This is a genomic window from Dongia sp. agr-C8 (genome assembly GCF_054658695.1).
The window spans coordinates 630,964-652,337 of the sequence record NZ_BAAGHZ010000003.1; the positions used below are offsets into that span (position 1 = coordinate 630,964).

Here is a 21,374-nt window from a genome sequence, read left to right on the forward strand (position 1 = left end):
CGAGACTGTCGCGCGCAGCGGGGTTGGCGGGGCGGCCGCTGCGCGCCGATAATCAGAGATACCAGTCGTATTCCTGGCGCGAGATCGTGCCCATGAACTTCTGCATCTCCAGCCGGCGCTGGTCGCGCATCAGATCGAGGATGTCCGGGGCGATGTAGCGCGGCAGGATCTTCGCCTTGGCGAAACGATCGAGCGCGGCGGTGAACTCGAAGGGCACGTTGGGATCGGCGTCGTCGCCGGCATCGCCCTTGGTCTCGGCCGTGGGCGAGAGCCGCTGCTCGATGCCGTGCAGCATGCCGGCCAGCACCGCGGCCATCACCAGATAGGGATTGGCGTCGGCGCCGGCGACCCGGTGCTCGATGCGCCGTGCCGCACCGCCGCCTGCCGGAATGCGGAAGGCGACCGAGCGGTTGTTATGGCCCCAGGCCGGCGTGATCGGCACGTTATGGCCGGGCTGGTAGCGGCGGAAGCCGTTGAGGTTGCCGCCGAAGATCGCCATCGACTCCGGCATCGCCGCCTGCAAGCCGGCGACCGCCTGGCGGAGCAGCGTCTCGCCTTTAGCGCCGCTTTCACCGAACAGGTTCTTGCCCTTGGCATCCACCAGGCTGACATGGATATGCATGCCGCTGCCGGCCTGATCGAGGAACGGCTTGGCCATGAAGCTGGCATGATGGCCGTCCACCCGCGCCGCCGCCTTGATCGCGCGCTTCAGCAGCACCGCATGGTCGCAGGCGGAGACCGCGTCGGCCTCGTGCTTCAGGTTGATCTCGAACTGCCCCGGCGAATATTCGGTGATCGCGGCGGAGGCGGGGATGTTTTGCGCCCGCGCATAGGCCGCGACGCGGCGGATGAAGGCGCCATAGGCATCGAGGTCGTCGATGCTGTAGGGCTGTTTCGAGGTTTCCGGTCTTCCGGTCAGGGGATTCTTCACCGCGACCGGCAGGCCCTCGGTGCTGCGATCGCGGTCGAACAGGTAGAACTCGAGCTCGACCGCCACCACCGGCGCAAGCTTCAGCCGCTTGAACTGCTGGAGCGTGCCGGCGAGTGCCGCGCGGGCGCAATAGCGCGAGGGATGCCCATGGTTGGGATCGCCCAGCGGATCGGTCATCTGCAGCAGGATCTGCGCGGTCGGCTCCTCGGCCCAGGGCACGGGGGCGAGCAGGCCGGCGATCGGCCGCGCCGCGCCGTCGGGATCGCCCAGACCGGTCGAGCGCTCGCCGGGATTGAGATCGTCGCCGGTCGGGTCCAGGAACAGCATGCAGCGCGGCATCTCGAGCCCGGATTTCCACAGCTTCGCCGCTTCCGCGACCGGCAGCCGCTTGCCGCGCAGGTTGCCGTTCAGGTCGTGCAGGAAGGCATCGACATGCACGGTATCCGCATGCCGCTTGATGAAGCTGTCGAACTCGGTCGTTGCCGCCTTGGCCAAGATATCCCCCGAAGAAAGCTGCGGCGAAGCTAGGGGATCGGGGGCAGCCGATCAAGCCGGCGCTGGCCCGCCGCAACCAAGCCTCAATGCGGGTGCCGCCGCTGGTGCCGGATGTGGCGCCGGTGCTCGCGCGCATGGCGATAGGCGTGGATGAACTTCAGGCTCCAGCGATAGCCGAGGAAGGCGACCAGGGCCGACCAGGGCAGGCAGCCGACCCACATGGCGATGCCCCAGTCCTTGACCAGGACATCGAACATCGTGGCGACCTGCTGCTCCAGCGTCTGGTCCGCGCGGAAGAAGCTGTGCCAGAGATCGAGGAAGCGCGCATAGCCGGAGACTTCGTCCCAGCGCCCCAGCATGGTGCGCCCCGTGACATAGAACAGGTAGTAGCAAGGCAGCGCGGTGAAGACGTTGGTGGTCCAGGTCCAGGCCAGGCCCAGGATCAGGCTGAAATCCCACCGCGGCACCCGCCGGGCGATCAGCCAGGTGACCAAGACCAGCGGCATCTGGATGCCGACCGTGGGCGTGAAGGCCCAGGCGAGGCCGATCGCGGTGCCGCGCGCCGAATATTCCGCCGTGTGCCGGCTGCGCATCAGCGGCACCACCAGGCGGAATTTCACCAGCCGCGCCAGCCGGTCCCAGAACCCCGTTCGCCTACGCGGCATGATCGCCGTCACCCATTCTTCCCGTCGCCGCTGCGCCATCCCCGCCAGTCTAGGCAAAGCCGGCCCGGCGCGCCTAGTGCGCCTAATTAGCACAACCGGATGACGCGGGGACGACAGAGAAGGATGATCAGGTAGACGGTCTCGGCTTCTCTCCAGGTGACAGGAGAATGTCAGGAGATTAGGCTGCGCTCCCGCCAGGTTCTGGCCGATTGGATTATGGGGAAGTTCCATGCGCCGCGCCCAGCGTCTGTTCGACATCATCCAGCATCTGCGCCGCCACCGCCTGGTCCGCGCCAGCGAGCTTGCCGAGAAGCTGGAAGTCTCGGAGCGCACGATCTATCGCGACATCGCCGAGCTGATGGCGAGCGGCGTGCCGGTCGAGGGCGCCCCCGGCCTCGGCTACGCCATGCGCGGCGGCTACGACCTGCCGCCGCTGATGTTCGATTCGCAGGAACTCGAAGCCTTGGTGCTCGGGGCGCGGATCGTCGAATCCTGGACCGACAAGAGCCTCGCCGAATCCGCAGGTCAGGTCCTGGCGAAGATCGAAGCGGTGCTGCCGGAACATCTGCGCCGGAGCCTGGCCGAGACGGCGCTGATCGCCCCCAGCCGCCACTTCGCGGAGAAGCTCAACGTCGATTCCCAGGAATTGCGCCGGGCGCTGCGGCAGCGGCTGAAAGTGAAGTTCCGCTACAAGGACGGGCGCGAAACCGAGACCGAGCGGCAGGTCTGGCCGCTCGGCCTCGCTTTCTATGGACCGATCTGGATTCTCGCCGCCTGGTGCGAGCTCCGGCAGGATTTCCGCGCCTTCCGCCTCGACCGCATGCAGGCCCTCGTGCTCTCCGAGGAGAAGTTCAAGCCGGAACGCGGCAAGACCCTCAACGACTACCTGGCGCGGCAGCTCAGCCCGGGCTGAGGCCGCTCAGGCCCGCCAGAACGGCTTGCCGATCTCAGCCTCGACGTCGCGCCGCGTAAGACCGATATCGCGCAAGGCGTGATCGGAGAGCGCGGCGAGGTCGCGACGCTGGCGCGCGCGCCGGAAGCTCTCGGCAACGCCGCGCAGCACCACCGCCATCACGGCGTCGAACGCCGAACGACGCGCCGGCTGTTGGTGAAATCCGGTCCAGGTTTTGCTGCGCATGGGACACCTCTCCATTCATGGCAGGAGAGTATAGTCGCCCCCTCCTGACAGGGTGGTGTCAGGAGCAAAACAGTAACAAAACACCGTCATGCGCGGGCTTGACCCGCGCATCTCGTGCTGAGTACGCAACGGATGGAGATGGCCGGCCCCGTCCGCGAATGCGGACATTCGTCCGCTGGGCCCAGCCATGACGGCTTCTCTACGTTACTCCTCGGGGAATCCGGCGATGCGCATGCCGTCGAGAAAGTCCTGGAGATCGGCTTTCTCGTAATAGGGCTCGCGGGTCGCCCAGCCGCGGACATTGATGCCGGGACGCGCCATCAGCACGCGCCGCGCCAGCGCCTTCGCTTCCGAGACGCGATCGAGCTTGGCGAGGCAGATCGCGACATAGATGTCGTCGAAGGGCAGCGGCGGCTGCACCTTCTGGAAAGCCTCGAGTGCTTCGGCGGGCCGCCGCGCGGTGATCTGTGCCAGGCCCATCTCGTGCCAGATCCAGGCATTGCGCGTCGGGTTCAGGCGCAACGCCTGCCGCAGGTAGTCGATCGCCTCCTCGGTCTCGCCGAGATATTTCTTGAAGGCGCCCATCTCGGAATAGAGCTGCGCGTCGTTCGGGTTGAGCTCCAGCGCGCGGTTGTAATGCTCCTCCGCCTCGTCGAAGCGATGGCGATAGAGCGCCACATAGCCGGCGACGAACTGGCACCAGCCGTCGGTCGCATCGAGCAGCAGCGCGCGCTTGGCCTCGCGCTCCGCTGCATCCAATGCGGAGGGATCCTGGTTGCGGAACCAGGTCAGCATCCAGGAATAGGCCAGCATCGCCTGGGCCTGGGCGTAGCCCGGCTGCAGGAAGATCGCCTGCTGGACCAGGCTCCGGATCGCGGTGTGCTGGTCGCCGCCATGTTCGTAGAGGAGATCCCAGGCCTTCAGCACATAGTCGTAGGCGACGAAATTCTCCGCGCGCTTGCGGCGGCTGCCCTCCAGCCAATGCGCCTCGATCCGGCCGGGCAAAGCCGAGACGATCTCACGGGTGATCTCGTCCTGGGTGCGGAACAGATCCGCCTTGTCGAATTCCCGCCGGCTGGTCCAGAGCATGCCGCCGGATTCCGCGTCGGAGAGCTGCAGGTTCAGCCTGAGCTTCTCGCCGCTGCCCCAGAGGCTGCCGGTCAGCACATAGCGGACGCCGAGCTTGCGGCCGACCTCGGTCAGGTCCGCGTCGGCGCTGCGATAGGCGAAGCTGGCGTTGCGCGCGATCACGAACAAGGCGCGGAACCGCGCCAGATCGACGATGATGCTTTCGGCCAGGCCTTCGGCGAAATACTGCTGCTCGGGATCGCCGGTGCGGTTGTCGAAGGGCAGGATCGCGATCGACGGCCGTTGCGGCAAGGTGAGGGTCGCGGGCTCCAGCGATCGGCTCGGCCGTCCGCTCGCCAGCCGGAACACCTCGACCGGGTGGGAGATGTTCTTCAGCCGCCGCTCGCCCAGGCTTTCGAACACCAGGTCCTTGCGGTCGGCGATGGTCTCGAGCACCCGGCGCGAGATCGCCAGGCCGCCGGGCTCGGCGATACCCTCGAGTCGCGCCGCGATGTTCACGGTGTCGCCGAAGATGCGATCTTCCTCGCCGATGATCTCGCCGTAATTGACGCCGATGCGGAACTCGATCCGCCGCTCCGGGTCGATGCCGATGTTACGCTCGGCCAGGCGGCGCTGGATCGTCACCGCGCAATCGACCGCGGCCGGCGCGCCGGGGAACTCGGCCAGGATCGCATCGCCGGCGACCTGCACCAGGCGGCCGTTGGCTTCGCGGATGGCCGGCAGGGCTATGGTTCCCAGCGTGGTCCGCAGCGCCGAGATGGTGCCGATCTCGTCCGCGCCCATGAGGCGGCTATACCCGACCACATCGGAATAGAAGATCGCCGCCGTGCGACGGTCCAATGTGATCGCGCTACTCATGCGACTCCGGTCGACTCCCCAATGCCGTTCACGACCCAGCCCACGCGCCTTGCCCACGCGTCTTTGTAGGTAATCTGTTGCCGTCGCCCGGTAAAGCGCCCAATGGGCTTCGGATTGGGGCTTACCGTGTGAGCTATGGCCGGCGGCGCACCCGTACTATGGGGATCGCTTGGCGAGCGTGCTCGACAGCGCCTTGGCGGTGCCGAGAATGTGATCCTCGAGCAACGCGACCGCCGCGTCGACATTCCGCTCGCGCGACAACGCGACCAGGTCCTGGTGATCCTTGTAGGCCCGGTCCCAATCCCGTGTGATGGCGATCTGCAATCGCAAATATCGATCCAGGTTGTCATGCACCCGCTTCAGGAAGCGCAGCGACAGCGGCCGGCCGGCCGGACGATACAGCGCCTCGTGGAACTGCCAGTTCAATTCGCCCCAACGCGCCAGATTGTCCGGTGCCCGGGACTCGTCGATGATCGCGTCGAGATGCGCGAAGTCAGCTTCCCGCATCCGGGGAATCGCCTCCTTGAGCAGCCAGCGCTCGAGCTGGGCCCGCAACGCGAACAACTCCTCGGCCTCTTCGGCGGAGAGCGTGGAGACGACGGCGCCCTTATGCGGCGCGATGGTGACGAAGCCTTCGGCCTCGAGCTGCTTCAGCGCTTCCCGCAGCGGGATCCGGCTGACGCCGAGCTCCTGGGCGATCTGCTCCTGGCGGATCGGCTGGCCGGCGCGGATCTCGCCCGAGAGGATGCGCTGCCGCAGGATCTCTGCAGCCTCGGCGGCGACGGTACGGCGTTCGATCGGGCGATTCATCGGGACTCCATGAATTCCAACGATACCACGGCCGGCGTGACTCGGGCGGGTCGACTATTCAGAACGGATCGGGTACAATTTCTTCTATGAACCGGGTCTGATGCGAGCTGCCTGCGAAAGCCCTGACCGCGTCGACAGCCTGTTGCCCCGGTGCATAGACCCAGCATGTACGGCGCCAGGGTTCACCCCGCGCTCTTGATGCTCGAATGATCCAATATCAACCAGTAGCGCCCTGGGTCCGTCCCGCGGGAGCGGTTGGTCAATGCAGCGGACTTCCGCTTGACATCTTGACTTGTAGATTGTATACAATATCCTATTCTCACTTTCCAGCAGGGAGCGATCTGCCATGAGTCGCAAGCCGTTCTGGTCCGGGGTCTTCCCGGCCGTCACCACCCAGTTCTCGAAGGACGGCGCCCTCGATCTCGCGGCGACGCAGAAGGAAATCGACGCCCTGCTGAAAGCCGGTGTGCATGGCCTGATCATGCTCGGCACCTGCGGCGAGAATTGCTCGCTGTTGCCCGAGGAGAAGCGTCAGGTGCTGGCCGCGGCGAAAGAGGTCGTGAAGGGTCGGGTGCCGATCCTCTCCGGCGTCTCGGAATACACCACCGCGCTTGGCTGCCAGTATGCCAAGGACGCCGAGAAGATCGGCATCGACGGCCTGATGGTGCTGCCCGGCATGGTCTACAAGGCCGATGCCCGCGAGGCGGTCACGCATTTCCGCAGCGTCGCGCGTTCGACCGGCCTGCCGATCATGATCTACAACAACCCGCTGGTTTACGGCGTCGATGTGAAGCCGCAGGGCTTCATCGAACTCGCCTCCGAGAAGAACATCGTTGCGATCAAGGAATCCTCCGACGATCCGCGCCGCATCACCGATCTGCACAACGAACTCGGCGAGCGCTACACCCTTTTCTGCGGCGTCGATGACCTGCTGCTGGAAAGCGTCGCCCTCGGCATCGACGGCTGGGTCTCGGGCCTCACCGACGTCTTCCCGGAGGAATCGATCGCGCTCTGGGACGCGGCGATGGCCGGCCGTTTCGACGAAGCCCGCGCGCTCTACCGCTGGTTCACCCCGACCCTGCATCTGGACACGCATATGAAGCTGGTCCAGTACATCAAGATCGGCCAGCAGGTCGTGGGCCTCGGCAGCGAATGGGTCCGCGCCCCGCGCCTGCCGCTGGAAGGCGAGGAGCGCCAGCGCATCCTCGGCCTCTATGAGACGGCGGTCGCCACCCGGCCGAAGCTGAAGCAGGCGGCGGAATAGCCTCTACAAATCGTCATCGCCGGGCTTGACCCGGCGATCTCTCTCCGCATTCTGCACGAGATGGCCGGGTCGAGCCCGGCCATGACGCTGGCTCAACGGGCGTCCTTAAACATCCGCATCCTTCAGCGCCGGCATGGTGATCTCCTTCACGCAAGCCGCCGGGGAGAGATCGAGGATGCAGCGGGTCATGGCGACGACGTCGGCGACCGGCATGCGCTTGCCACGGTGCTTCTTCAGCGCCGCCGCCGTGCCGTCGCCGAGCGACACATCGCTGGCGATGGAACCCGGCGAAAGGCAGGTGACGGCGATGCCGTCCTTGCGGAAATGCTGGCGCAAGGCCTGACAGGCGCCGCGCAACCCGAACTTGGCGGCGGCATAGGCGACGGCGGTCATGTCGCCGCTGTTCTCGACGCCGGTGGTCGAGCCGATGGCGATGATCTTGGCGTGATCGGCGCGGCGGAGATTGGGCGCGAGGCCGCGGGCGAAGGCGAGGAAGGCCCGCAAGTCGACATCGAGGATCTCGGCGATCTCGTCGTCATGCATCGCCTCGAATGCTGCCTCGTCCCAGATGCCGGCGACATGGATCAGTGCATCGATCGGCGCCTTGCCGATCATGCGCTGCGCGTTCTGCACCGCGCCGAGCTCGGCCAGATCGGCCTCGATCCAATGCCGCTTGATCGCCGACTTGCGCCGCGACCAGGCCGGCTCCGAGCGCGAGAGGCCGAAGACGTGATCGCCCTTGCGCGGCAGGCCCTCGATCAAGGCGGCGCCCAGGCCGCGGCTGGCGCCGAGGATGAGAAGATTCGCCACGCGCCTAGTTCCGGTGCCCGGCGTCGAGCGCCGCGCTCAAGTCCTCGTAGAGATCGTTCGGATCCTCGAGCCCGACCGACAGCCGCAACAGGTCCTTCGGCGTGGTCGATTGATCGCCTTCGATGCTGGCGCGGTGCTCGATCAGGCTCTCGGTGCCGCCCAATGAGGTCGCGCGCTTCCACAAATTCACATTGGCGGCCGACTTGATGGCGCCCGCCTCGCGGCCTTTGACGCGGATCGACAGCATGGCGCCGAAGCCGCCGCTCATCTGGCGTCTCGCGATGTCGTGGCCGGGGAAGTTCGCGAGCCCGGGATAGAGCACGGAATCGACGTAGGGATGCGCCAGCAGCTTCTCGGCCAGTTGCTGCGCCGAGCGCGCCGCCCATTGCACCCGCGGGAACAGCGAGCGCATGCCGCGCAGGAGCAGCCAGGCCTCCATCGAGCCGATCACGGAGCCGAGCTGCGTGCGGATGGTCCAGAGCCGCTCCCACATCTCGTCTTCAACCCGTGTGATCAGCGCGCCGGCGCAGAGATCGGAATGGCCGTTCAGGAACTTGGTGGCGGAGTGCATGACGAGATCGACGCCGAGCGACAGCGGCTTGCAGAAGACCGGCGTCGCCACGGTCGAATCCACGGCGACCCTGGCGCCGGCATTATGGGCGATCGAGGCGATCGCCGCGAGATCGGTGATGGTCCAGACCGGGTTGGCCGGCGTCTCGGTCCAGATCAGCTTGGTCTGGCCCGGCCGCGTCGCGCGCTTCACCGCGTCGAGGTTGCTCATGTCGACATAATCGACCAGCAGGCCCCAGGGCTTGGCGAAGCCGTTCAGCCACTTGCGCACGCCGTAATAGACATGCTCGGCCACGAGCACGTGATCGCCCGGCTTGTGCGCGAGGAAGACCGAGGTCACGGCCGCCATGCCCGAGGCGAAGACCAGCGCCGAAGCGCCGCCTTCAAGCTTGGTCAGCAAGGCCTCGACCTGCTCGAAGGACGGGTTGTCGTCACGGATATAGGAATGGCCGGTCCGATACTGGTTATCCGGATCGCGCAAGAAGGTGGAGGACATGTGGATCGGCGGACTGATCGCGCCGGTCTTCGAATCGATCCAGCCGAGCGCCTGCGCCGCGCAGCTCTCGGGGCGCCAATCCGCCGTCGTCATTGATGATGTCCTCCCTTAAACCGGGCGGAATCATCCCATGCCGAAGCGGCCTACTTCAATGCTGCTGTTAAACGCCGGCGAAGGCGGCGAGGGCGGCGATGTCGAGGATGCTGACCAGGCGGCCGGAGACGATCACGCCACGCTCGCGGAACTGCGCGATGGTGCGGGAGAGGTTCTCCGGCGTCATGCCGAGCAGGCTGGCCAGGGTCTTGCGGTCATCGACCAGCTCGATCTCGACCGCGCCGCTTTCCGCCCGGCCGGATTCCTTGGCGAGCCGCACCAGGTAGGCGGCGAAACGCTGCGGTGCCGAACGCAGGCGGTAATCCTTCAGCATCGAAAGCAGGCCTTGCCATTCGCCGCTGGCAAGACGGGCGAGATCCATGGCGAAGCCGCGGTCGCGCTCGGTCGCAGCCCAGAGATCGGCCAGCGGCACCACGGCAATCCGCGTCTCTTCGATCGCGCGGGCCGAAAGCGGATAGGGCGAGGCGACGATGGCGGCGCCCGGCATCACCATCTCTTCGCGGCCGACGATGCCGATCACCACCGGCTGCTCGCCCGACATCTGGGTCGACAGCGCCAGCCGGCCGGACAGCACCGCCATCACGCTGTTGGGAACGGCGCCTTCGCGCACCGCGAGCTGGTGCCGCTGCACGACGTTGATCGGCGTGCGCGCCAGCAGGTCCTGGACCGTCGCGTCGCTGGCGCCGGCAAACAGCGGCAGGCGGCGCAGGCGGCGCCGATCCTCTGCCGTCGGCGGTTGTTCGAGCGATCCATCCAGGTTGGGATGGTTCTGATACGTCGCTTGCATCACCCTCAAGGTCCGTGCTGGGTCTCTTCAAGGGTAAATCATTAGGCCGGGAAGCGGCCCGATGCGTTGATCCAAGTCAAAGGCGGTGCCCCGACGTGAATATCTGAATATTCGGGTGTGATCTACTCGTCCATGGCCGCCGGAATCCACCATTCCTCGCCCCGGCTGGTGGTCACATATTCCGGCCAGCGGTAGTCGATCGGGGGACGGAAGTCCTTGGGAAGCTGGGGACTTATCCAGTTGCTGCCGCCGATCCCGCCGCCGGTCCGCTCGCTGAACTCGGCTTTGGCCGCGGCCAGCAGCTCGGGACGTGTCAGGAGGTCGCAGATACTACCGGCGATGGTCTTGGCCGCCGTCTCGATCATCGGATCGATGCAAGCCGGGATGCCGCCGAGCGCGTTCAGCACCCAGTCGGGATAGTGGAAGCCGCGCGGCGCCTTCAACATCGGCCGCCCGACATAGAAGCGCGCGGTCGGCGCATGCCAGCAATATTCGGTGTAGTCGTCCGAGGTCGAGTTGAGCTGGCTCGGCGGCAGGTTGCGGCGGAGCAGGCGCTCGGCTTCCTCCGGCTCGATCAGCCGTTCGATCGCCTCGATATAGGGCTTGTCCATCGGCTCCAACCCGAGCTCGCGCTGGATCGCCTGGGCCGAGGCGATGGCCTCGCCGCCCCATTGCGGGGCGCCGGCGCGTTTCAGGTTCTCATAGACCAGCTTCGACATCGCATGGTTGGCGAGGCCGGGCCGCGAGCGGCTGACCCAGATCCGCCGCCAGGTACAATGCGCCGCCTTGGCGGCGGCCTCGGCATTGTTGTCGAGCACGCGCAAGACTTGCTCGGCCATGCCGAGATCGGGCACGCGCCAGATGTATTGGATCTGCGCGACATGGGCCGGAAGATTGTCCGCGGTCGCCTGGCCCGCGGTCAGGATCGCTTCCGAGATCGACCAGCCGGTGGTGAAGGGCAGCATCGAGGCCTGCAGCTGCTTGGTCAGCCCGAACATCGTGAACAAGGCGTCGTTGGCGCCAGGCGCCCGCGCCGCGATATGGGAGGCCGGGATCGGGCTCGAGGCATCAGCCGAGCCCCAGTATTCCGGCTCGACGCATTCGAAGCTGTAGATGCAGACGTAAGCGGCGCCGCAATGCGTGTCCCAGCGCACGGTGTTGCAGAGTGGCAGCATATAGGTCGGGTGGAAGCTGATCGCCGCGTCGATGCCGTCGTAATATCCCTTGGCCGCATGCACCGGCTTCGACAGCCGCAGCTTCTCGGCGGGCTCGCCGAAGAAGCGGATCGTGCCCTTGATGTCGTGCCGCTGCATTGCCGCCTTGGCCGCGAGCGCGCCGCCCAGAGCCGCGATGCCGAGGGCCGAATGCGGATCGGTATGGCCGGCCGCGTATTTGGACAGGCCGGGCCGCGGTCCCTTGCGCGCGGCGGCGACCTGGCAATTGCCGGGGACCGCGTCGTATTCGGCATAGGCGGCGATCACCGGGCCGTCCCCATTCTCGAAGCTGGCCGAGAAGGCGGTCGGCATGCCGCCGCTGCCGGCCTCGACCTTGAAGCCCTCGCGGCTGAGGCGGTCCACATACCAGGCGGCGGACTTGTATTCGCGCAACGCCGGCTCGGCGAAATGCCAGATCACCTGGTTCCAGTCGGAGAGCGCGCGGCGGTTCTCGTTCACCCAGTCGAAGGCGACCGACGTCACATCCTTCTCGCCGCGCTGCTGCATGATCTTTCCCCGTTGTAACTTGCCCGACATTGCGTCGCGCCGGGATTGCTGGCAGACATTCGGTGCCTGTCCCGGACCTGTCAAGCTGGGGCCATTTAAGCCAAGCCGAGCCGACGAAGAGACGAACCGCGTGCAGATCTGGTTCTATCCGCCACCGATGAAGCGCCGCGCGCCCGCCGGGCCGGAATTGGCCTACGCGGAGGTCATCCGGCTCAACTATCGTCAGGTGGTCTGGCGCCGCGCCGAATGGCACCAGCGGATGGGCTTGTGGCTGGCCACGGCGACCTGGCCGGCCTGGGCGCTGTTGGAGGCGGCGCGGCTCAGCATCAAGCTCGGAGGCCGGGTTGCCCGTGAGACCGGCAAGAGCCGCCTCTCGCAGTTCGGCGAACAACTGCGGCTGGCGCGTCGACATCTCATTCCGCCTTCCGCCTATTACATGTTCGAGCTCTATCTCGACGACCATCGCCGGCGGGCCGACGAATATCTGCTGCGCGCCGAGACCAAGGGCGGTGCCTTCTTCCTGCTGCGGCCGCGCGACTTCGACCCCGGCCGCCGCCGCCCGTTCCGCGACAAGGCGAGCTTCGCGATGGAATGCGCTGCGGCCGGGTTGCGCGCGGCGCCGGTTCTGGCGCGTTTCGAGAAAGGCAAGGTAAGGGCGCGCAGCGCCGAAGCATTGCCGCCGATCGATCTCTTCGTGAAGCTGGCTGAAGGCAAAGGCGGGCGCGGCGCCGAATGCTGGCGCTACGAGCAGGGGCGCTGGCGGCGCGGCCGCCTGTCGCTCGACGAGGCCGGATTGATGGCGCATCTCGCCGACCATTCGCGGGTCGGTCCGCTCCTGCTGCAGCCGCGCCTGTTCAACCATCCCGACCTGGCCGACATCAATCTCGGCACGCTCTCCACCTTCCGCGTGGTGACGGCACTCGACGAGCAGGAACGGCCGGAACTGATCGGAGCGGTGCTGCGGATGCCGAGCCGCGCCGATTCAGCGGTGGATAATTTCCACGCCGGCGGCATCGCGGCGCCGGTCGATCCGGCGACCGGCCGGCTGGGTGCGGCCAGCGACATGGGGCTGAAACCGAGCACGCGCTGGCACGCCGTGCATCCCGTCACCGGCGGGCAAATCGAAGGGCGGGTTGTGCCTTACTGGCCCGAGGTCATGGCGCTGGTCGCGGAAGCCCATGCCAAGCTCGGCGAGCGGGTGGTGATCGGTTGGGACGTGGCGGTGCTGGAGGACGGTCCGGCGATCGTCGAAGCCAACGGCCTGCCCGACCAGGACATCCTGCAGCGGATCCACAAGGCGCCGCTGGGCGCTGCAAGGCTCGGGCAACTGCTGGCCCATCACCTCACGTACGGGACGCGGTGGCGCAAGCCTTAGCGCCGGATCACGTTCGGACGCATCGCGCTCTATCTGACCCCTCCCCCGCCTTCGGGGGAGGATGGGTGGGGGTGCCCCACAATGACTCTGTCCGGCTTCGCCGGATCTATGCCGCCGGCTGCTCCGGATCGGCGGCGCTCGCCACTTCGGCCTCTTCCAGAACCGGCAGGTGCTCGAAGACGTCCTGGTGCTGGCGCGCAGCACGGCAAGCGGCCTCGACATCGCCGCTCTTGATCGAGTCGATGATCTCGCGGTGGCTGTCGGCCAGCTCGACCAGGCTGTCGCCGGCCGCCATCAACGTCACCGTCGTGCGGGTCTCGATGCAGAGCGACTTCCAGACCGTGTAGAGCAGCTCGTTATGCGCCGCCTTCACGATCACCTCGTGGAAGGCGACGCTGTGCTTGGCGATGCCGTCGAGATTCTGCGCGATCGCCGCCGCGTGCATGGCTTCGAGCTCGTCTTCGAGTTTCTCGATATCCGCCGCCTGCAGCGGCATTGCCTGGCGGGTCGCCGATTCCTCGAGCGCGCCGCGCACGGCGTAAAATTCCTTCAGACCCTGACGCCAGAAATCGCGCACGAAGGCACCGCGATGCGGCGTCGCCGAGAGGAAGCCGATCGCCTCCAGCTCGCGCAAGGCCTCGCGCACCGGCGCCTGGCTGGTGCCGAACTCGGCGGCGATCTTCATCTCGACCAGGCGGTCGCCGGACCGCAACTTGCCGGCCACGATCCGCTCGATGATGGCTTCCTTGATCTGATGCCGAAGCGGCAGCCGCTTCACGCTGGATTCATTCACGTTCTATATCTCCCCTCCACCGCGGCACTGCCGGCCCTTGGACCTTCCCTTTGCGGGACATTCGACCATTGCCGTCTCCCGCATTCGCTGGTGCCGCGGGAACTTATTCTTGCTGTTGCCGTCGCTTCCGCCCTGCCGCCGTCAAATTCTGGCGCCGTCAGGCCGCGGGACCCTACCGACCGGTTGCACCCGGCTCAAGCGAGTCCCGTCACACTTAGTGTACCTTTCCACTTATACGCTCTGCCAAAGCCTTGACTCCAGCTTTCTACTATCGATAATCGATTGCAATAAGAAGTCGAGATCAGGGGAGGAACCATTGCTTCGAGCAATCGATGTTCCGCGCACCACCGCCGAGGCCGTCGACAGCCTCGCGCGGGCGCGCGATGCTTTGGTGATCGGCGGTGGCACGCTGGTGATGCCGAAGGTGCAGGCGGGAATCTCCGGTCTCGGATCCCTGGTGAGTCTCAGCCGGTGCAAGCTCGACCGGATCGCGATCAAGGGCGACAAGGTGACGATCGGCGCCGCGACCACCTTGGCCGCGATCGGCGAGGAGCGGGGTCTCGCGTTCCTGCATCCGGCGATCGAGTCGGTGGGCTCGCCCACCCTGCGCAACCTCGCGACCATCGGCGGCAATCTGTTCACCGAGCAGCCCTATGGCGATATCGCGGTCTGCCTGTTGGCATTGGATGCCGAAGCGACCGTCGCCACCAAGCGCGGCGTGAAGAAGCTGTCGGTCGCCGAGATCTTTGCCAAGGGAATCGCGCGCGACGCCATCGTCACCGCGATCAGCTTCAAGCGGCCGGAGAAGGGCAGCTGGTTCTACCGCAAGGCGATGCGCCGCGCCGCGAACTCGGCGTCGATCGTCACCATCGCCGCGCATCTGCCGCAGAGCAAAGGCAAGATCGCCAAGGCGCGGATCGCGCTCGGCGGCTGCGGCGCGAAGCCGGTGCTCGCGGCCAAGGCCGCGGCGGCGCTGGAGGGCCAGAAGCGCGACGCCGATGCGGTCGCCAAGGCCGGTGCACTGCTGCTCAAGGATGCCGCGCCTTTCACCGACGCCTATGCCAGCGCTTGGTATCGCGCCCGCGTCCTGCCCGTGCATTTCCGCCGCGCAATTCTCGGCGAGTAACGTCAACCGGCGACGCGGCGGATAGGCCGCGCGTCTCCCTGGGAGGGGATCCATGCCGTCGTCTGTCGTCACCCTGAAGGTCAACGGCCGCGCGCAGGAGTTTCTGACGCGCCCCGGCACCACTCTGCTCGACGCGCTCCGCGAATCGCTCAGCCTGACCGCCGCCAAGAAAGGCTGTGCGCAAGGCACCTGCGGCACCTGCACGGTCCTGCTCGACGGCAAGCCGGTCTTCGCCTGCCTGGTTCCGGTCGAGACGATCGGCGACCGCCAGGTCGAGACGCTGGAAGGCCTGGCCGACGGCGAAGCGCTGCATGCGCTGCAGGAAAGCTTCATCGAGAATTTCGCCACGCAATGCGGCTTCTGTACCAGCGGCATGATCATGGCGGCCAAGGGCCTGCTATCGGCCAATCCCAATCCCGGCCGCGCCGATGTGGTGCGGGCGATCTCCGGCAATGTCTGTCGCTGCACCGGCTACGAGGCGATCATCGACGCGATCATGGCCGCCGCAGCCAAGATGAAGAAGTCCGCTTCTCCCCGCAAAAAGGCAGCGGAGTGACGGCCATGCAGGATTTCGAACAGATCGACACGAAGTTCTTCGCCGCCGAGCGCGAGGCCGAGCTCGACGTGGTCGGCACCACGGTGCCGCGCGTCGATGCCCGCGCGCACGTCACCGGCAAGACCCAGTTCTATGAGGACATCTCCTTCCCGGGCATGCTGCATCTCAAGATGGCGCGTTCGACCCGGCATCATGCGCTGCTGAAGAAGGTCGACACCAAGCCGGCCGAGAAGGTGCCGGGCTTCGTCCGGGCCCTCACGCACAAGGACGTGCCGAACAACTGGTACACGATCCTGCGTCTGATCGGCGTCGAGCCCAACGACGAGCCGGTCTTGCCCGAGGATCGCGTGCTGTTCCAGGGCGAGCAGATCGTCGCCATCCTGGCCGAGACCGCCGAAGCCGCCGGCGAGGCCGCGTCCAAGGTGAAGATCGACTACAAGGACCTCGCCGCGGTCTTCGACGTCGAGGAGGCGCTGAAGCCCGGCGCCCCGATCATCAAACCTCATGGCAAGAACTACTTCGTCTATGAAGGCCATCACTGCCGCCGCATCCGCTTCGGCGACGTGGACAAGGCCTTCGCCCAGGCCGACCACGTGATCGAGCACCGCTACCAGTCGGCGCCGATCGAGCATGCCCCGACCGAGACCACCGGCTGCATCGTGAAGCCGGAGGGCAACGGCCGCTTCACCATCTATTCCAACACCCAGGCCTGCTATTTTACGCTCGACAACGCCGCGCTGATCGTCGGGCTGCCGTTCAACAAGCTGCGCGTGATCGGCGGCACGGTGGGGGGCGGCTTCGGCGGCAAGGTCGACGTCACCGTCGAGCCGATTGCGATCATCGCCGCCATGCTGACCCAGCGCCCGGTCAAATATGCCTACAGCCGCGAGGAGGAGATGCAGGTCTCCTCGCCGCGCGCCGCCGAGCGGATCTATATCAAGGACGGCGTGATGAAGGACGGGCGCATCATCGCCCGCAAAGTCACGCTCTACGTCGATGCCGGCGCCTATTCGCGACACTCCCCCTACGGCACCACCAAAGCCGCGGCGCATATGCCCGGCCCCTACAGCATCCCCAATGTCTGGGTCGATGCGCATTGCGTCTACACCAACCGCACGCCCTCCTCGGCGATGCGCGGCTTCGGCGTGACCATCGGCGATTTCGCGCTGGAATCGCAGATGGACCGGATCGCCCGCCGGCTCAAGATGGACCCGATCGAGTTCCGCATGCTGAACGCCTATCGCGACGGCGATATGAAGGCGCATCGCAAGAAGGCGGAAGGCTGCGCCCTCGTGGAGGTGATGCAGAAGGCCGCCGAGATGACCGGCCGCAATCTGCCGGAGCGCTTCAAGAAGATGAGCTCCCTCAATAAGGAGGGCTTGTGAGATGGCGATCCTGAAAGGCCGCGGCGTCGCCGCCGTCAACTACCCGACCGGCATGAATCTGGGCGGCGATCCCTCGCAGGCACTGATCCATGCCACCACGACCGGCAGCTTCGTGATCACGCTCTCCTCGGTCGATCTCGGGCAAGGTTTGAAGACGGTGATGGCGCAGATCGGCGCCGAGACGCTCGGCGTGCCGGTGGACACCGTCTGGGTTGATACCGCCGACACCGACACCGGCCCGCATTGCATGGGCACCTTCGCCAGCCGGGGCACGCACCGGATCGGCAATGCCATCATCATGGCTGCGCGAGAAGCGCGTTCGGTGATGCTGGACGTGGCGGCCGAGGAACTGGAGGTGGATCCCGCCGATCTCGTCACCGACGGCAAGGGCAAGATCCATGTGAAGGGCTCGCCGGAGAAATCGGTCGATGTCCTCAACGTCGCGCTGGCTGCGCATTTCAAATACGGCAAGACCATTTCCGGGCGCGGCATCTTCATGAAACCGAAGAGCGACGTCGTGCCGGAGACCGGCGAGATGAACCCGGATTCGGCCCAGGCCCATGCCTGCACCGTCGCCGAGGTCGAGGTCGATGACGAGACCGGCGAGGTCTTCGTGCGCAAGCTGACCAACGCCTATGAGATCGGCCGGGCGATGAACCCGGCCATGGCGCATCAGCAAATCGTCGGCGGCGCCTGGATGGGCATGAGCCATGCGCTCTACGAGACCACCGAGCCCTATTATCCCGATCGCGCCCACGGGCCGCTCGATTTCAGCGAATACCTGATGCCCGGCCCCGGCGATATCGCCGTGATGGAAAGCGCCATCATCGAGCGGCCGGCCTCCAACGGTCCCTATGGCGCCAAGGGCATCGGCGAGATGACCGCCAATTCGCCGATCGCCGCCATCGCCAACGCGATCTTCGATGCCTGCGGCGTCCGCGTCGAATCGATGCCGATCACGCCGGAGAAGGTGTTGCGCGGCCTCGACGCGCTGAAGAGCAAGTAATCCGTTCCCTTGAAGCAACCGGAGAGAAGAGAATGATCAAGGTCATGTCGCTGATGAAGCGCAAGGAAGGCATGAGCTTCGCCGACTACAAGAAATGGGCGCTGGAAGAGCACCCGAAGCTCGCCCGCGGCGTGCCCGGCATGAAGAAATACCAGGTGGACGTGGTGGTGAAGGACGACCCCGCCAACACCTATGATTCGGTCAGCGAGATGTGGTTCGAGAGCGAGGAAGCCATGGCCCAGGCCTTCGCCACCGACGGCGGCAAGGCGGCCGGCGCCGATGCCGCGGCCCATGTCAGCAGCCGCGTCCGCGTGGTCACGCAAGAGCACCCGCAGTTCGGTCACTAACCCTCGGGCATTGATGGCCAAAGCGACCCAGACGAAACCCGACTTCTCCTCCAGCACCGGCATCGCCGCCGTGCTGGAGGCCGGCGGCTATCTCGCCGATGAAGGCCTGGCGACCGCCGTCCAGCTGGCGATGGCCTTGCAGAAGCCGCTGCTGCTGGAGGGCGAGCCCGGCGTCGGCAAGACCGAGATCGCGCGGGCGCTCTCCACGGCGCTTGGCCGCGAGCTCATCCGGTTGCAATGCTATGAGGGCATCGACGCCGCGCAGGCGCTTTATGAATGGAATTATGCCAAGCAGCTGCTCGCGGTCCGCGCCGACGGCGAGAAAGCGGGCGTGGATGACGTCTTCAACGCGCGCTTCCTGGTCGAACGGCCGCTGCTGAAGGCCTTGCGTTCCGGCCAGGGCGCGGTGCTGCTGGTCGATGAGGTCGACCGCGCCGATGCGGAGTTCGAGGCCTTCCTGCTGGAATTCCTCGGCGACTTCCAGATCACCGTGCCGGAGCTCGGCACCATCAAGGCCGCGCATCCGCCCTTCGTCGTGCTCACCTCCAACCGCACTCGCGAGCTGCACGATGCCTTGAAGCGCCGCTGCCTCTATCACTGGATCGACTTCCCGGAACCCGCACGCGAGCGCCGCATCCTGGAACTCAAGGTGCCGGGCTTGACCGAAGCCGCTGCGTCCTCGCTGGTCGATGCGGTCAACGGCATCCGTCGCCTGGCGCTCCTCAAGAAACCCGGCATTGCCGAATCGATCGAATGGGCGCGGGCGGGGCAGGTTCTGGTCGACGGCGGCAACGACTGGCCGACCGCATTGCGCCGTGCCCTCGGCCTCCTGGTCAAGGATCAGGACGATCTCGAAACCGTGCGCACCGAAGGCGAACCGCTGTTGCGCGCGGTCAATGGCTGACTCAATCGCCGCCGGTCATCTGAGCGGATTCTTGGCGGCCTTGCGGGCGGCGGGGATCGCCGCGCCCCACCAGAAGCAGCAGGACTTCCTGCACACGCTTGCCGCATCGCCGCCGGTAACGCGGCGCGGTCTCTACTGGCAGGCGCGCATCACGCTCACCGCCTCCAAGGAGGAGATCGATCGTTTCGACCCGGTCTTCGCCGCTTGGTTCGACGAACGGCGCGAAGGCGTGAAGCGCGCCGAGCTCGAATCCGAAGGAGAAGAGGTGCGCAAGCCGGACTCGCTCCATGGCGGCACGCTGCCGCTGCCGCTCGCGCCCGGTGAAGGCACCGGCCAATCCGCCAGCCCCGACGATCTCCTGAACAGGATGTCGCCGCGGCGGGCCGACGCGCGGGAGCAGGCGCTGATCAAACGCGCCCGCCGCGCCGCCGAGCGCCATCTGCCGCGGCGCCCGAGCCTGCGCTTGAAGCCCGGTCCGGCCCGCGACGTAATCGATCTCCGCCGCATGATCCGAGCCGCCGCCCGCCATGGCGGCGAGCTGATCCGCTTTCGCTACCGCGCGCGGCCGATGAAGAAGCGGCCCGTCCTGCTTTTCGTCGATGTCTCCGGCTCGATCAAGGGCCTGACGCCGGATTACCTCCGCTTCGCCCGCGCGCTCGGCGAGACCTCGGCCCGGGTCGAGGTCTTCTCCTTCGGCACCAGGTTGACCCGGCTCACCGAGGCGCTGCTCGGCGGCGTGTTCGACCGCGCCCTGCAGCGCGTCGCCGCCAAGGTCGCGGACTTCGAAGGCGGGACCCAGATCGGCCGTTCGCTGACCGACTTCCTCGCCCACCGCCAATATGCCGGTCTCGCGCGCGGCGCCCTGGCGGTCATCCTCTCCGACGGATTGGAGCGGGGCGATCCCGCGCTCCTCGTCCACGCGGTGCAGCGGCTCGATCGCCTGGCGGAGCGTCTGGTCTGGCTGACGCCGCTGAAGCGCGATGCCGCATACAAGCCGGTGACCCGCGCGATGGCGGCGGTGGCACCCTACCTCGACCATATCGGCGGCGCGGCCTCGCTGGAAAACCTCGCCGCCGAAATCTCGGAATGGACCAAAGCATGATCCCCATCATCGATGCGCATCATCACATCTGGCGCCAGGACGACCTCGCCTGGCTCAAGGGCCCGATGCAGCCCCGGATCTTCGGCCCCTATGAGCCGATCCGCCGCGACTATCCGATCGCCGAATACCTGAGCGATATCGCCGCCACCGGCGTGGTCGGCTCGGTCTATTGTCAGACCAACTGGCCGCCGAAAGGCGAGCTGACCGAGGTCGAATGGGTCGATGCCGAGGCGAAGAAGAGCAGCGGCGTGCTGCAAGGCATGACCGCCTATTGCAACCTGCTCGCCGAAGACGCGCCGGCGATGCTGGCCGCCGAAGCCAAGGCCTCGAAGCTGGTGCGCGGCATCCGCATGCAGCTGCATTGGCACGAGAATCCGCTCTATCGCTTTGCGCCGCGCCCCGATCTCATGAACGAGCCGCTGTTCCGCAAGAACCTGGCGAAGCTGCAGGATTACGGCTGGCTGTTCGAACTCCAGGTCTTCACCAGCCAGATGAAGGATTCGGAGGCGCTGATCGAGGAATTCCCCGGCATCAACTTCGTGCTGCTCCATGCCGGCATGCTGGAGGACACATCAGCCGCCGGCCGCGCCGCCTGGCGCGAAGGCATGCAGCGCCTGGCGCAATTGCCCAACCTCTATATCAAGCTCTCCGGCCTCGGCACCTTCATCCACCGCGTCGACCCGGCGCATATCGCCGCGATCGCCTTGCCGACCATCGAGATGTTCGGCGCCGGGCGCTGTGTCTTCGGCTCCAATTTCCCGATCGAGAAGCTCTGGTCCAGCTACCCCGAATTGGTCGCCGCCTATCGCGGGGCGCTCGCCGGCTTGCCGGAAGCCGACCAGGCGCAAGTCTTTTCCGCGACGGCGCGTCGGCTCTATCGCCTCTAACCCGCGCGGATTTATTACAAATCCGCCGGGCTCACATGCCGGTCCGGAAGCGGCTGGACGCGGCACCGATTCCACTGCACCATACCGGGATAATTGCAGTCGGAGACGCGGTCGGGCGCGCTCCACGCAGGACCTCACCAGACGG

General features: G+C 66.4%; 21 protein-coding genes. 11 read left to right on the forward strand and 10 right to left on the reverse strand.

Annotation, left to right across the window (positions count from 1 at the left end; genetic code table 11):
• Positions 1-52: 52 nt before the first annotated feature.
• Complete coding sequence (locus ACYQ4T_RS17165) at positions 53-1,426, reverse strand: glutamine synthetase family protein (RefSeq protein WP_459856612.1); 1,374 nt, start codon at positions 1,424-1,426, stop codon at positions 53-55.
• 83 nt (positions 1,427-1,509) lie between these two features.
• The gene (locus ACYQ4T_RS17170; protein WP_459856615.1) at positions 1,510-2,091 is read right to left on the reverse strand and encodes a DUF2062 domain-containing protein; all 582 of its coding nucleotides are present in this window, start codon (positions 2,089-2,091) and stop codon (positions 1,510-1,512) included.
• A gap of 229 nt (positions 2,092-2,320) precedes the next feature.
• Between ACYQ4T_RS17170 and ACYQ4T_RS17175 the strand changes: the two genes are divergently transcribed.
• The gene (locus ACYQ4T_RS17175; RefSeq protein WP_459856618.1) at positions 2,321-3,004 is read left to right on the forward strand and encodes a helix-turn-helix transcriptional regulator; all 684 of its coding nucleotides are present in this window, start codon (positions 2,321-2,323) and stop codon (positions 3,002-3,004) included.
• 6 nt (positions 3,005-3,010) lie between these two features.
• Here ACYQ4T_RS17175 and ACYQ4T_RS17180 read toward each other — a convergent pair whose 3' ends face one another.
• From ACYQ4T_RS17180 to ACYQ4T_RS17190, 3 genes are all read right to left on the reverse strand, one after another.
• Positions 3,011-3,229, reverse strand: coding sequence for a DUF1127 domain-containing protein (locus ACYQ4T_RS17180; RefSeq protein ID WP_459856621.1), 219 nt, complete (start codon positions 3,227-3,229; stop codon positions 3,011-3,013).
• Between the two features lie 204 nt (positions 3,230-3,433).
• Positions 3,434-5,176, reverse strand: coding sequence for an adenylate/guanylate cyclase domain-containing protein (locus ACYQ4T_RS17185; RefSeq protein ID WP_459856623.1), 1,743 nt, complete (start codon positions 5,174-5,176; stop codon positions 3,434-3,436).
• Between the two features lie 156 nt (positions 5,177-5,332).
• Positions 5,333-5,986 (reverse strand): GntR family transcriptional regulator, encoded by a 654-nt coding sequence (locus ACYQ4T_RS17190; RefSeq protein WP_459856626.1) that lies wholly within the window; start codon positions 5,984-5,986, stop codon positions 5,333-5,335.
• Positions 5,987-6,332: 346 nt separating this feature from the next.
• On the opposite strand from ACYQ4T_RS17190, the gene ACYQ4T_RS17195 reads away from it, so the two are divergent.
• A complete protein-coding gene (locus ACYQ4T_RS17195) occupies positions 6,333-7,250 on the forward strand; it encodes a dihydrodipicolinate synthase family protein (protein WP_459856629.1) in 918 nt (305 codons plus the stop codon).
• Between the two features lie 105 nt (positions 7,251-7,355).
• Here the strand turns inward: ACYQ4T_RS17195 and ACYQ4T_RS17200 are convergent, their stop codons facing one another.
• From ACYQ4T_RS17200 to ACYQ4T_RS17215, 4 genes are all read right to left on the reverse strand, one after another.
• Positions 7,356-8,060 (reverse strand): SDR family NAD(P)-dependent oxidoreductase, encoded by a 705-nt coding sequence (locus tag ACYQ4T_RS17200; protein WP_459856632.1) that lies wholly within the window; start codon positions 8,058-8,060, stop codon positions 7,356-7,358.
• Between the two features lie 4 nt (positions 8,061-8,064).
• Positions 8,065-9,219, reverse strand: a complete 1,155-nt coding sequence (locus ACYQ4T_RS17205) for a trans-sulfuration enzyme family protein (RefSeq protein WP_459856635.1) — start codon at positions 9,217-9,219, stop codon at positions 8,065-8,067.
• 67 nt (positions 9,220-9,286) lie between these two features.
• Positions 9,287-10,027, reverse strand: a complete 741-nt coding sequence (locus ACYQ4T_RS17210; protein ID WP_459858048.1) for a helix-turn-helix domain-containing protein — start codon at positions 10,025-10,027, stop codon at positions 9,287-9,289.
• 122 nt (positions 10,028-10,149) lie between these two features.
• On the reverse strand, positions 10,150-11,748 hold the full coding sequence (locus tag ACYQ4T_RS17215; RefSeq protein ID WP_459856638.1) for a zinc-binding metallopeptidase family protein: 1,599 nt from the start codon (positions 11,746-11,748) through the stop codon (positions 10,150-10,152).
• 130 nt (positions 11,749-11,878) lie between these two features.
• On the opposite strand from ACYQ4T_RS17215, the gene ACYQ4T_RS17220 reads away from it, so the two are divergent.
• A complete protein-coding gene (locus tag ACYQ4T_RS17220; protein ID WP_459856641.1) occupies positions 11,879-13,123 on the forward strand; it encodes a sugar-transfer associated ATP-grasp domain-containing protein in 1,245 nt (414 codons plus the stop codon).
• Positions 13,124-13,229: 106 nt separating this feature from the next.
• On the opposite strand, the gene ACYQ4T_RS17225 is transcribed toward ACYQ4T_RS17220, so the two are convergent.
• Complete coding sequence (locus ACYQ4T_RS17225) at positions 13,230-13,916, reverse strand: GntR family transcriptional regulator (protein WP_459856644.1); 687 nt, start codon at positions 13,914-13,916, stop codon at positions 13,230-13,232.
• Between the two features lie 316 nt (positions 13,917-14,232).
• Between ACYQ4T_RS17225 and ACYQ4T_RS17230 the strand changes: the two genes are divergently transcribed.
• From ACYQ4T_RS17230 to ACYQ4T_RS17265, 8 genes are read left to right on the forward strand one after another with little or no spacing between them, the layout of a single operon-like run.
• Entirely contained in the window at positions 14,233-15,042 is an 810-nt protein-coding gene (locus tag ACYQ4T_RS17230; RefSeq protein WP_459856647.1) for an FAD binding domain-containing protein, read from the forward strand.
• Positions 15,043-15,094: 52 nt separating this feature from the next.
• Positions 15,095-15,598 carry a (2Fe-2S)-binding protein gene (locus tag ACYQ4T_RS17235; protein ID WP_459856650.1) on the forward strand — a complete coding sequence of 168 codons (504 nt, stop codon included), beginning with the start codon at positions 15,095-15,097 and terminating at the stop codon, positions 15,596-15,598.
• A 5-nt stretch (positions 15,599-15,603) separates the two neighbouring features.
• Positions 15,604-16,983: a xanthine dehydrogenase family protein molybdopterin-binding subunit gene (locus ACYQ4T_RS17240; protein WP_459856653.1), complete on the forward strand. Its 1,380-nt coding sequence runs from the start codon at positions 15,604-15,606 to the stop codon at positions 16,981-16,983.
• 1 nt (position 16,984) lies between these two features.
• Positions 16,985-17,989: a xanthine dehydrogenase family protein molybdopterin-binding subunit gene (locus ACYQ4T_RS17245; protein ID WP_459856656.1), complete on the forward strand. Its 1,005-nt coding sequence runs from the start codon at positions 16,985-16,987 to the stop codon at positions 17,987-17,989.
• A gap of 32 nt (positions 17,990-18,021) precedes the next feature.
• Positions 18,022-18,336 carry an EthD family reductase gene (locus ACYQ4T_RS17250; RefSeq protein WP_459856659.1) on the forward strand — a complete coding sequence of 105 codons (315 nt, stop codon included), beginning with the start codon at positions 18,022-18,024 and terminating at the stop codon, positions 18,334-18,336.
• Between the two features lie 13 nt (positions 18,337-18,349).
• Entirely contained in the window at positions 18,350-19,240 is an 891-nt protein-coding gene (locus ACYQ4T_RS17255; RefSeq protein ID WP_459856662.1) for an AAA family ATPase, read from the forward strand.
• Positions 19,233-20,342 (forward strand): vWA domain-containing protein, encoded by a 1,110-nt coding sequence (locus tag ACYQ4T_RS17260; protein ID WP_459856664.1) that lies wholly within the window; start codon positions 19,233-19,235, stop codon positions 20,340-20,342. The genes ACYQ4T_RS17255 and ACYQ4T_RS17260 overlap by 8 nt, the downstream gene beginning before the upstream one ends.
• Complete coding sequence (locus ACYQ4T_RS17265; protein ID WP_459856666.1) at positions 20,339-21,229, forward strand: amidohydrolase family protein; 891 nt, start codon at positions 20,339-20,341, stop codon at positions 21,227-21,229. The genes ACYQ4T_RS17260 and ACYQ4T_RS17265 overlap by 4 nt, the downstream gene beginning before the upstream one ends.
• The last annotated feature ends 145 nt before the right edge of the window (positions 21,230-21,374 follow it).

Excerpts from the sequence above, each read along its gene's own strand:
- ACYQ4T_RS17255 (WP_459856662.1), top strand. The coding sequence starts at position 18,350 with ATGGCCAAAGCGACCCAGACGAAACCCGACTTCTCCTCCAGCACCGGC.
- ACYQ4T_RS17245 (WP_459856656.1), top strand. The coding sequence starts at position 16,985 with ATGGCGATCCTGAAAGGCCGCGGCGTCGCCGCCGTCAACTACCCGACC.
- ACYQ4T_RS17170 (WP_459856615.1), bottom strand. The coding sequence starts at position 2,091 with ATGCCGCGTAGGCGAACGGGGTTCTGGGACCGGCTGGCGCGGCTGGTG.
- ACYQ4T_RS17265 (WP_459856666.1), top strand. The coding sequence starts at position 20,339 with ATGATCCCCATCATCGATGCGCATCATCACATCTGGCGCCAGGACGAC.
- ACYQ4T_RS17195 (WP_459856629.1), top strand. The coding sequence starts at position 6,333 with ATGAGTCGCAAGCCGTTCTGGTCCGGGGTCTTCCCGGCCGTCACCACC.
- ACYQ4T_RS17180 (WP_459856621.1), bottom strand. The coding sequence starts at position 3,229 with ATGCGCAGCAAAACCTGGACCGGATTTCACCAACAGCCGGCGCGTCGT.
- ACYQ4T_RS17175 (WP_459856618.1), top strand. The coding sequence starts at position 2,321 with ATGCGCCGCGCCCAGCGTCTGTTCGACATCATCCAGCATCTGCGCCGC.
- ACYQ4T_RS17260 (WP_459856664.1), top strand. The coding sequence starts at position 19,233 with ATGGCTGACTCAATCGCCGCCGGTCATCTGAGCGGATTCTTGGCGGCC.
- ACYQ4T_RS17240 (WP_459856653.1), top strand. The coding sequence starts at position 15,604 with ATGCAGGATTTCGAACAGATCGACACGAAGTTCTTCGCCGCCGAGCGC.
- ACYQ4T_RS17215 (WP_459856638.1), bottom strand. The coding sequence starts at position 11,748 with ATGCAGCAGCGCGGCGAGAAGGATGTGACGTCGGTCGCCTTCGACTGG.
- ACYQ4T_RS17205 (WP_459856635.1), bottom strand. The coding sequence starts at position 9,219 with ATGACGACGGCGGATTGGCGCCCCGAGAGCTGCGCGGCGCAGGCGCTC.
- ACYQ4T_RS17235 (WP_459856650.1), top strand. The coding sequence starts at position 15,095 with ATGCCGTCGTCTGTCGTCACCCTGAAGGTCAACGGCCGCGCGCAGGAG.
- ACYQ4T_RS17210 (WP_459858048.1), bottom strand. The coding sequence starts at position 10,027 with ATGCAAGCGACGTATCAGAACCATCCCAACCTGGATGGATCGCTCGAA.
- ACYQ4T_RS17250 (WP_459856659.1), top strand. The coding sequence starts at position 18,022 with ATGATCAAGGTCATGTCGCTGATGAAGCGCAAGGAAGGCATGAGCTTC.
- ACYQ4T_RS17185 (WP_459856623.1), bottom strand. The coding sequence starts at position 5,176 with ATGAGTAGCGCGATCACATTGGACCGTCGCACGGCGGCGATCTTCTAT.
- ACYQ4T_RS17190 (WP_459856626.1), bottom strand. The coding sequence starts at position 5,986 with ATGAATCGCCCGATCGAACGCCGTACCGTCGCCGCCGAGGCTGCAGAG.